At 43.7% G+C, this 10,569-nt stretch carries 9 protein-coding genes; 5 read left to right on the top strand and 4 right to left on the bottom strand.

What is annotated here, in order from left to right:
- The first annotated feature begins 134 nt into the window (after positions 1–134).
- The 3 genes from B4U84_RS29540 to B4U84_RS29550 all read left to right on the top strand — a co-directional run bounded on the left by B4U84_RS29540 (position 135) and on the right by B4U84_RS29550 (position 2,821).
- On the top strand, positions 135–545 hold the full coding sequence (locus B4U84_RS29540) for a plasmid mobilization protein (RefSeq protein ID WP_017307421.1): 411 nt from the start codon (positions 135–137) through the stop codon (positions 543–545).
- The gene (locus tag B4U84_RS29545) at positions 526–1,758 is read left to right on the top strand and encodes a relaxase/mobilization nuclease domain-containing protein (RefSeq protein WP_131121590.1); all 1,233 of its coding nucleotides are present in this window, start codon (positions 526–528) and stop codon (positions 1,756–1,758) included. Before B4U84_RS29540 ends, B4U84_RS29545 begins: the two co-directional genes overlap by 20 nt.
- 568 nt (positions 1,759–2,326) lie before the next feature.
- Positions 2,327–2,821 carry a hypothetical protein gene (locus B4U84_RS29550; RefSeq protein ID WP_051040522.1) on the top strand — a complete coding sequence of 165 codons (495 nt, stop codon included), beginning with the start codon at positions 2,327–2,329 and terminating at the stop codon, positions 2,819–2,821.
- 195 nt (positions 2,822–3,016) lie between these two features.
- Here the strand turns inward: B4U84_RS29550 and B4U84_RS29555 are convergent, their stop codons facing one another.
- From B4U84_RS29555 to B4U84_RS29570, 4 genes are all read right to left on the bottom strand, one after another.
- Entirely contained in the window at positions 3,017–3,415 is a 399-nt protein-coding gene (locus tag B4U84_RS29555; protein ID WP_017307425.1) for a hypothetical protein, read from the bottom strand.
- Positions 3,416–3,576: 161 nt separating this feature from the next.
- On the bottom strand, positions 3,577–7,137 hold the full coding sequence (locus B4U84_RS29560; protein ID WP_131121591.1) for a DUF3854 domain-containing protein: 3,561 nt from the start codon (positions 7,135–7,137) through the stop codon (positions 3,577–3,579).
- 292 nt (positions 7,138–7,429) lie between these two features.
- Positions 7,430–8,164: a hypothetical protein gene (locus tag B4U84_RS29565; protein ID WP_017307427.1), complete on the bottom strand. Its 735-nt coding sequence runs from the start codon at positions 8,162–8,164 to the stop codon at positions 7,430–7,432.
- Positions 8,165–8,298: 134 nt separating this feature from the next.
- A complete protein-coding gene (locus B4U84_RS29570; RefSeq protein ID WP_071524682.1) occupies positions 8,299–8,508 on the bottom strand; it encodes a helix-turn-helix domain-containing protein in 210 nt (69 codons plus the stop codon).
- Positions 8,509–8,795: 287 nt separating this feature from the next.
- Here B4U84_RS29570 and B4U84_RS31015 point away from each other — a divergent pair, with 287 nt between their 5' ends.
- Both B4U84_RS31015 and B4U84_RS29575 read left to right on the top strand, forming a co-directional pair.
- On the top strand, positions 8,796–8,963 hold the full coding sequence (locus B4U84_RS31015; protein ID WP_017307428.1) for a hypothetical protein: 168 nt from the start codon (positions 8,796–8,798) through the stop codon (positions 8,961–8,963).
- Between the two features lie 332 nt (positions 8,964–9,295).
- The coding region (locus B4U84_RS29575) for an acetate and sugar kinases/Hsc70/actin family protein (RefSeq protein ID WP_131121592.1) at positions 9,296–10,569 on the top strand (1,274 nt) is incomplete at its 3' end.

The raw sequence follows: 10,569 nt of genomic DNA on the forward strand, positions 1-10,569 counted from the left end.
TGGGCTACATCGTTAGTGTCATCAATTATCGAAAACTTTGACACTCAGCTATGAAAAAATAGGGACATACTCAACCAATCTCTCCGCGTCACCGTGTTAGAGTGTCCCCGCGTCTCTCCCATTCCCTAAAACTTATGCCTAAACGTATTAAATTTAAAGCCAACTTTAGAACACATTCTTATACAGTCAAATTAAGCGACTTAGAACTTGACTGGTTACGCATGAAAGCTAAAGACGCAGGTATGAGTGGAGCCGATTTAATACGTCGCTTAACTTTCACCAAACCACTTCCCAAAAGAATCAGTAAAATCTCACTCGCCACTTACCAAGAATTAGGAAGAATCGGCAACAACCTCAACCAACTTGCAAGAGTATCTAACACCGCCATCAAAATGGGATATCCGCCACCAGCTAAACAAGAGCTACTAGAAGAACTTCTAGAGCTGCTACATGAATGCAGACGACAACTCGCCCAAGTCGATATTGATGATGAGGATGACGACCTAGAATCAGAGGATTTTGAGGATGATTGGGAAACAGATTAAGGGTAGAGGCTTTCGAGGCTTGTTGGACTATCTACAATCCAGCCAAGAATCACGATTAATTGGCGGCAATATGAGCGGCAGAAATGCTCTTGAATTGTCTAGAGAATTCAAAGTCTCACGCCAACTTAATCCAGAAGTCGAACGAGCAGTTTATCACGTTTCACTCTCAGCTGCAAAGGATGATCAACTCGATGATTACCAATGGTGTGAAATAGCTGATAAATACATGGAGAGGATGGGCTTTGACTGCAATCAATATACCATTTTCAGACACGCTAACACTGATGATGACCACATTCACATAGTCGCCAGCAGAATTAGATTAGATACCGGAAAAGTGGTGCATGATAGTTGGGATTATGTACGCTCTGAAAAAGTACTCCGAGAACTTGAAAAAGAGTACGGACTAGTGCAAGTAGCTGGTAGCAGAGAGAAACTAGCAAGGACACCCACCACCGGACAAGTTCGGCGCATCAAAAGAGAGCAATCAGAGTATGAACGTGGCGAACGAGAAAACCCACCACAGCGCACCATCAAACAACGACTCCAAGAACTCATTGACCACGCTACAGCTGACAAACCAACTATGCCCCAATTCATTGAACGACTGCAACAGCATGGGGTAGAAGTTCGACACGGACTAACACGCAATGGCAAATCAAAAGGCATTTCTTATGCTCTGGATGAACAACATTTTAGTGGCACACATTTGGGTGCGGCTTACACCTTTCCTGGACTCCAAAAACACAAAAGTATTGACTATCAACCACAACGTGATGACGCGCTTATGTTGCAGCTGCTTTCAAACCCAATTAAGCAGATTCAGAGTCACCAGCAATCACTCTCAAATAACCACACTAACGCAGACTCTGAAGAAGAACAAATTCAATTTGAACACACCCAAACTGTAGCCCCTATCCTCGCTAGTCTTTTAAAAGCTGTGGACTCAAATCGATTTTCAGGAAACCAACACACAGCTTACTGGGATGAAAATCAATTGGTTCTAGTGAGAAACAGCGATGGGGTACAACTCATGAGGACATCCTATAACTCGCAGAAATCACACTGGGAACCCGTTGAGCGCTCCCAACTGACGACTGAAGAAGTACAACACTTTCAGCAACTCATTCCCAAAATTCAGTCCAGATTGAACTCACTGCAACAGGAGAAAGAAAGGTCTTTGAAAAACCGTTCGCGGGGGCTTAGTCGATGACCAAAGAAGCAGAGGAGCAGGGGAAGCTTCCTCAGAATGCTCTTCGCTTTGGACGGCTTTGTTGCTGACGAACAAAGAGAGTTATTGAACAATAACTTTTTTCTTCCTCTGCTTCAAGAGCTACCCCTGCTCCCTCTGCACCCTTGCCTCTTCGGTGACAATAATTAGTCACTGTACAACTCGATTTGGAGTGAGCATTCTGGTTGCCAGGGGGGATAAGCGCATCCCCCCTGGAACCCCCGCGCAGCCTGTTGCCTCCTGAGAGCCGAAAATAAGAATCTCGCATAGCAATAAGGTTAATCGCGGCTCTCAGGAGGCAACAGGCTCAATACCTATTTGATCGCGTACTGGTTGGACAAATACCAAGTTAGAAAGGGTTGAAAGGTATCTCGGTACTGACCCTAACCGCAAAAAATAAATTAACTCACAACTGTGACAGGCGTTCCCGCTAGTTTACACTTTTGCATCACCGTCGCTTCGCTCCAATTCAAAATTCAAAATTAATTAAATTTTCAATTAAAAAATCTTCAATTCTCTTACACTAGAATTTTTATTTGAATTGGAGCATTTGCTCTTAAGCCTCCAGATAGCAACTGAATATACTCAACAGGACACTCTTATTGAAGAGAACACAGTTCCAACTAATCAGGCAATCACTCAAACAACTTCACCAATTACTAATAGCCTATCGACAATTAAAGAATATGAATTTAGTGATGCTTGTGCAACTGAAGTAGATATTTCTGACATCCCCAAAATTAGTTTTAAAAGAAAGCCTACCTCTGTGCCACTGTTACCAGAATTTCAAGAATATTCAGTACAGAATGCTATTCTTATTTTGATGCGCCGACGACCCGATTTGAACATGCATATTGATGCAATTACACGCGACACCTACGGCGATTTACCAGAAAAACAGTTTCAGACAGCAAAAATGAATGTTTCTAAAGCACTTTCTACTGGAGTAGCCCAGGTAATGTGGTTTCGGGTGTTACGTGCTAATGGTGTCTACACTTTGCATTATGAGAAGGGTGTCACTGCCAGCACTCCAAAGCGCAAATAGTTGGGGCAATGCAAGAGTTGCTGTCACTTTGTGCCAAGCTGTTCTACCAAGTTCCGACTTTTCTATTGGAATTGGAACTTTACCTTTTTTCTTATGTAGAATATGGTTTGAAACCACGTTTTTCCAACTTCAGCCTAAGAAAATGTTCCTACACCATTGAAAACGAGAACATTTTGACGGGTTGGAAGTGTTAACTCATTCTTCTTCTGTAGAGGGGCTATTGAGAGTATCACCGGGCCACGACAAATGCACAGAGTGTTGTTCTCGTTGGTTTTGCCGTTGTACGAGCAGCAAATCTGCATGAACCTGTGTCATGAGCGATTTGTACAAGTTTATACCGTTGCGTTTTACCGAAGTCTGACTTGACATGCGATGTTTTGGATCGTGGGCATCAATCCAATCAATTTGTGTTTTCGCCACTTGTGCCACAGTTTGTAAGCGATGTTCGTCGCTTTCAGCATAGGCTAAGTGCATAGCAGCACATAGAGCATGGTAAGCAGTTTCGTAATATGCATTTTCTAGAGCATTCTGGCTTATCGCTATAAGCTGCGAATACATATCATCGTCTTTACCCTGATCTATATCTTGAATCATGTTCTTCTATTTTCGTAATTATTTTTAGTGTAAAGCCGTTGAAGCATAATCAAGCAATTGAAAAAATAGTTGACACTTTGTGACAGCAACCCTTGCATTGCCCATGTCAAGATCAGCCGTGCCATAAAACTACGACAGTTAAATAGTAGTTAGAAAGTAATTTAGGACATCCATTCTTCCCAATTAGGTGCAGAAGAGATGAGTTGAGTAAACTTATCCGGGTTAGCCGACTCAAATTCAAAGATCACTCCCCAACGCTCATCAATGGAAAGTGTACTGAGTAATTCTTTAACCATCTCAACCCCATATTCAAGTCGCTCAACCAGCAATTGAGCATAGTTTTTCACCCGATGCCACCAATGCTCATTGAGTATTTCTACTTGTTGAGTTTGTCCGTCCATACCCCCCCGATAAATCTCTCCACCTATATTAGGGGGGGGTGTGGACGCGGAGGGAGAAGGCAGGGGAGCGGGGAGCAGGGAGCAGGGGGAATCAGGCATGGGGAAAGGGAGAAGAGAGCAGGGGGATAAAATTTCTCCCATGCACCCCGCAGAGAGTCCCGGAGCTTCTTCTCCCATGCACCCTGCACCCTGCACCCTTGCCTCTTCTGGTTCAATCCCATACAGAGCCTGCATTAAGGCTGCATAAGCAGCGTTTCGCTCTTGTTCCTCAAGTTTTTGCTTTTCCCTCTGTTCCCGTTGCTGTTGCCGATATGACAACACCTGCTGGACAAACGCCACATCCAATGGATTTAGGCGATAATACCTAACCCGTTTGCCATTCTCCACAGGTCGCCGAAACACAGTAGACAGCCCCAGCTGCTCTAAATACTGACCCAAAATCCACATCGGTGACTTATCGGCAGGTATGGTAAGATTAAGGATTGCTTTCACGTGAGTTGCATTGCGTTTGGAGAATTCTGCCAAGGTTTGAATCATCGATTCGTTTCCTCTTACCTCTGCCCCAGCCATCAACTGAGTCAAAATTGAGTGCAGTCCCAAATGATGACGCATCAACCATGACGTAGAATGGTTACTCCAATCAGTGCAAATCGACAGGCTTTTTCGCTCAGATTTATCTCGCTCTACCACCACATCTGGGGGCGTAACAAACTCTCGCCCCGCTTCATCAATAATTTTTTCCCCCGGTTGTGCAAGTATTGCCTCCAATGCCACAATCTTACGAATCAGCCTCCCCCCATTATCTTTTTCGACTAGCTCAGGGGTAACACTCATCCCGTAGGTGTCCTGTATGCGGAACTTTTCACACTCCAAAGCTTCTTCGGGCTTGAGATAGTCTTGGCTTAGTCTTGCTGTGTAAGTTTTTTTATCAATATCCTTGGCATTGGCAACTTTGGTGTAATGCTCCCAGTCTAGGGCAACCCCAATAGCCTTCATCCACCGAGAAGCCTCTTCATTCACACCATCCCCTACAGGAATAATGGTATTGCCCATTTCTTCCAAAAGCGTACGCAAATCTGAGCGCAAATTATTAATAGACCAATTTCGTTGAGCCTCAATCTGACAACTAGCATCCAATGCCCAGTCCTTTTCAGCCCCGCGTTTGCCAGTCTCTTTGTCGATGCGAATTAAAAACGCAGTCATTTCATTTTTTTGGAGAATTTTCTCCTTGATCCGCCGTGCATTGGTTTCGGTATAACCAAAAGGAGGACGAGGAGCAACCCAAACGTGCATTGGCACATCTGGACGATTTCGCCAAAGCTGTTGGGCGCATTCTGTAGCCCCCTGGGAGACAGCGTGAAATACACCAAACACTGCATCAAAATGAGGTGTTGAAATGTCTACCCCTGTACCCAGACTAGGAGTCGCCAAAAGCGCATTAATATCTTTAATGGCAATATTGATTTCCTTGATAAAAATAACATTCTCTTCACTACCGCTATTTTCCGAGTGAACAGACCATACTTTTATCTGGCGGTCTTCTTCTGGTTCTGGTGTGTCATCGTCATCGAGCAGGAGAGCAGAGGGGCTCTTGGGCAGAGGGGAATCTTGTATAAATTTCTCCCCTGCTCCCCTGCACAAGTGCTCCCCTGCTCCCCTTGCTTCATTCAAGCCTTTCTCCAACTTTTTGATAAAGCGCTTGCTATCGCTAACAAACATCAGGTTTTTACCTGTCATCAGTTGAGCGTGAAACTCTGCCACCAAAGCGCTACTATCTTGACCCTCATACCAATAAATTTGGCGACCACCTGAGCGATACTCGTTTTTGATAATGTATGGTTTTTCACCAACTGGACGCATTGCCATAAAAAAGTCAATCGTCAAATCATCCAAGTGGGCATCCGCCAATACCACCAATTTGGCGTTATAAACTAAATACTCTAAAACCTCTAAAATTGCCCCCCGGTGTTCCTTACAAGTTTTTGACTTTAGCAAGTGAGCCAAATATTGACAAGCCTCATCGATGAAAAGGCAATCATATTTTTGCAAATTGCTTGCCATTTTATACAACGAATCAACTGTAATACTCAGAGCATTAGCTTTTGCCCAGTCCTCACATCGCAAGCTTGAGTAAATCTCGGTTATTAGTCGCTCACTCAGGTTTTTGAGCAGGTTGACCCGATGACCGTTGTTTAAAAAACTTAACTCTGGTTGGTTTTTTCTCAAAGAAGAGAGCAACTCGGTTTTGCCCGTCCCCATGTCTGAAAGTAAACAAACCAGCCCCTCTTGGGGTAGGGAGTTAATCGCCTTTGATAAAAAACGGCTGTTTACCGTAACATTAGGCTTGTGCTTGCGAATTCCCCTGGCACGATTGATGAAAAATGACTGTTGATACTCACTCAAAGTAAGTGTATCAGCAATCATTGCCGCGACAGCATTAGGAGCTTTTTTACCCAAAGCAACAGCCCAATCGTCAATCCCTTTCTCTGGCCCTGGCAGTTGTGCCACTTCACACTGACAATTTTGTCTTTGAATCGCCCATCCTGTACGCCGTGTAGCTTGAAAAACCTGGCGTTTGGTTTTAGGCTTAGTTTCGTAGTCAAACAGGATGATGAATTTTCGCTCCTGTTGTGCCATTGGTACTAAATCAGGGTGCAGCCGTTCACTATCCCCCTCACCGATTCGCCCGTTCCAAATTCCAGGTAAAGCTAAAGCTGCAAAACCAAGTGATAGTAAACATGCAGCTTTCTTTTCCCCTTCCGCCAGAATGAGCGGAATTTTTGGATGTGCCAATACCCAAGCCCAAAATCCTAAAGCTTCCCCGGATTCACTAATAACGATATTTTCTGGCATCGGCACGTTATAACGTTGAGCAACCAACAGCCAGATGTGCAATGGTACTCTCAGATAAGTAACACGGTTGGGGGTTTGGGGTGGCGATTCGTACTTGACTGGCTTGTCGGTATGCTTGTGAGTTTTTGTGTCCCACTCTAATCGTGGTTGGTCAGGCTTCAAACGTCCCCATTCCATCGGCTGCCAATTGTTAATTGGGTCTAGTCCACTAACCCACCATCCACCGAGAGTAATGTGGGCATAACGTTTTAAATACTCGTCTCGTAGCCTTAAGTCGTTACGCCTGGCTGTTTGGGGTAGAGCATATAATAAATACTCGTAGACTACTGACCCACCCAGAGAACGAATATTTAAAGCTATTAATGCTGGCTCAACGCCACTGGCTAACCATTCATTCCAGTGTTTGGCTTCTATATACGAGGGTTTTTGCTGCTGAAGCGAGTTATTAACTTGTTGTAATTGTGGCATTTTGCCCATCCTCCAGTAAGTGTTTTGGAGGAATTGGAGCTATCCTGTGCAGTAATCATCTAATACAAACGTTCAGAAATATAAGAACAAACATTTACATAAAATTCCTGAGTTGTTGTTTGTTTCTGGGTGGCCACTGTTACAATGGCTTAATACTCCAAAAGTTAAGATAAAATTACTGTTAGGGATATTAATCAGGCAATCGCAAAAAAACCCGATACCCCAACTCCAAATTGAATAACTTTTGAAAACCTCGGTATCCCAACGGGACACGGGGTTTTCAAGTTTTAGCCTATTTGTACTTGGCTAACCAAGCCCTAACAAACTCGGTTACTTCCTCCTGTTGAATAACAAATGCAGTACCTTTTCTCCTGAGAGCCAGAAATTTCATACTTCCCACCTCACCATAAAGATGTTCATTGTGATTTGGAGCCGCCTTGGTAGGAGGCCATAAGACCAAAACTTTTGCTGTGGGAGTCTTCTGAGCCTCACGGGAAGACATCAAAAACTTATCTCTGTTCTTGTTGAGCCACTTCTCGTAATCAGCCAACTCAACAAGTGGGCAGGGTTTCCATAGTTTTAGTCCATTCTTGTCTTTGCGCTTGACTTGTAAAACCTCTCTAGCTTCGTTGTAGACAATTTCTCTATCTCCTTTTGACCGGATGGAGATAAACAGGTGAGTTGTTCGTGGAAATCTAATAAACAAGTCGATAGGGTTGTTGTCTCCTACCGGAACTACCGGAAAGATTTGTATTCCCTCGCTTTTAAACTCATCCAAAAGCAGGGCTGTTAATTTTTCCAACCGCGCAAGTTTTTCAACTCGTACCAACGGCTTGTAAGCCAATGCAAAAGCAACCCAGGCTAACGGAGGAACTATGCCGCATGTAGCTAACGCCGCACCACCAGCTGCTAGAGCAAGAGCGGATTCATAGTCTTTCGCCTCCCTAATCATCTCTAACGCCGGTTCGTTGTGCGGCGGGAGTTGAAAATCGCTCGGTGGGTCTTTTACGGTAGTCATTGGAGACATCAAAAATTAATTAAAGACTTAAAATTAATAGTTTTTTACAAATATTAAAATTTGCAATTGGGCGGTCAAGTTGGCTTTCTGGTGTCTCTGGAGCGGTGACGTTGGTCATTTCTCCCCCTTGGCTTTCTTAATATTTATTTTTCACTCCATTCCAACAACTCACAGGGCTGGATTTTATAGCAGTCACAGATTTTATTAAGCGCTAATCTATTAGGTATTTGCTCAGGATTGTCATATAAGTTATAAACGGTTGTTTTGCTTAACCCTGTGCGTTCGCTGAACTCATAGCGCGTAATTTTGAGCTTTTCGTCAATAAACCTCCTTATAGTGTTTCTAACTGGCATATAAACTTGTCTGGTAATAATAGACTCCTATTAAACCATCTTATAAAGCAATGTTACTATACCCAGTTATATTTAATTAAATATGTCTTGTAATTAAAAGCTGTCTTGTATTAATATAGTTCTTGTAAGACAGAAAAGACAAAAGCGGTCAAAGCGCGTAACAACGACGCAGTGATCGCAATTATCCGAAAAGCCTTGCACAACAATAATTTTCAAAACTTTGATAACTCGATAGAGCGGTAGTCATTCCGCTCACTCATCAACATATCTGCGTAAGGAGTAAACAAATGCGAGTCAGCATTAGACAGCCTTTGCAACCGTTTGTCAATGCAAAAGCTCAAGAGTTGGGCATTAGCGACGCTGGGGAGGTGGTTAATTATCTGCTGTTGCAGATTATGTCAAATCTAAATTCTTCCGAAACTGGCACAGCAAGCTCTTCACCCAATTCTCAGTAGGTTTCTAAAAATGTCATCAGTACAAACTACTCGTCAAAACGTCTTAAAACACCTTCCGGGTAGTTTCCGGGTACGTTCAATTATCCGGGTAGACTTCCGGGCGCTTCCGGGTCGATTCTGCAAGCCTTCCGGATATCTCCGGGTAAAAACGTCCGGGTACGAAAACAAAGAGTATTTTTGAAAAATTAACCAGTCAGCAGTCACCCGGAGCATAGTAAATCAGCCTTCATAAGTTCTTGGACAGGTAAAGGAGACATAGTAATAAATACGACGCTGTACGTAGATACGAGATGTGTGACAGTTCCGAGAAATTTTAATTAGGAGAAAAGTCAATGCCACGTCAAAAGAACGAAACAGCAATACAAACTACTCCTGAAGTCGTTGAAGCACAAGAAAGTGATGTGACAGTTGAAGTTTCAGAAAATACTACAAATGCAGAGACTACTGAGGATACGGAGAAACTATCCAAGTCCAGAAAGCCGCGTGTAACCATTCCTAAACAAGAAATCATCATTGTCATGGACTGCGGACGCTCTCGTATTAAGGCAATGCCCATTATTAACGGGGTTGCCTATTCAAGTATCGTGCTTGACTCAATCGTGTGTGAGGTAGAATCACCACCCTTTGGGGAGATGGGAGCCTTTAGCATGAGTCGAGAAAAAGTAGAGGTAGAAGGAAAACTCAAAGACAGAATTGAGCATTGGGTGGTTGGTCGTAGTGCCAAACTCCAAGGTAGTGAATGGGTGGCAATGTCAGATGATGATGACAACAAAGTACGCTATTTCCCAATCCTTGCACTAGGGGCGATTGCATCCTTGCCCAATCTTTATCAGTATTCCACTGGAGCCAACGAGAAAAACCGAGCATTGACCATCCGCTTAGTAACTCTCAGCCTTGCCAATCCCCTAACCCTCAAAAAAGCAATTAACCAATGCAAGTGGATGCAAGTAGACGGGGTGAAATATCGGCTTTCCTTCTCTAAAGGCGCTCTTAACTACCCAGAAGGCTACGGTGCTGCACTGCATGGGCGAGGTAACAAGCTCGAACGCCCAACATTATTTACATTTGATGTTGGCTATGGAACAGCGTGTGTTTCTGAGTACAGCAACCTTGGGCTTTATCCCAAACGCATAGCTCACGAACCCAACGGCGGTGGTGGGGTATCGCAGTTAATCAAGGAATTCGCTAAAGCAGTGGCCAATACTGATTCATCCAGGGTAATTAAGCCCAGTCAACTGCGAGAAGTACTAGAAACCGCAACAATCCAAGACGGAAAAGTGTCAGCCATTGCCCCTGATGGACGTGATATTGGGCAAGCACTAGAGACAGCTATCAAAAACTGGATTAAGGATAGTCCCCTCACTTTTGCCCTTGAATCACTCGGTACAAGCGCTCGTAGACATCCCGTTGTGTTGTGCGGTGGAGGTTTTGCTATCAAGCCTGCCCATCACTTGATTAAAGAACAAATGCTCAAACAAGGCATACCTAAAGAGCATTTAATCGAGACTTCAGACCCAGGAATGATTGCTTTATCAGAACTCAAAAGACTGTATGTAACTGAACTTAATACTGAACAGAATACTGAGCATCAGGAGGAACAAACCAA

It is taken from the genome of Westiellopsis prolifica IICB1 (genome assembly GCF_004323185.1).
In the GTDB taxonomy this organism is placed as follows: domain Bacteria; phylum Cyanobacteriota; class Cyanobacteriia; order Cyanobacteriales; family Nostocaceae; genus Pelatocladus; species Pelatocladus prolificus_A.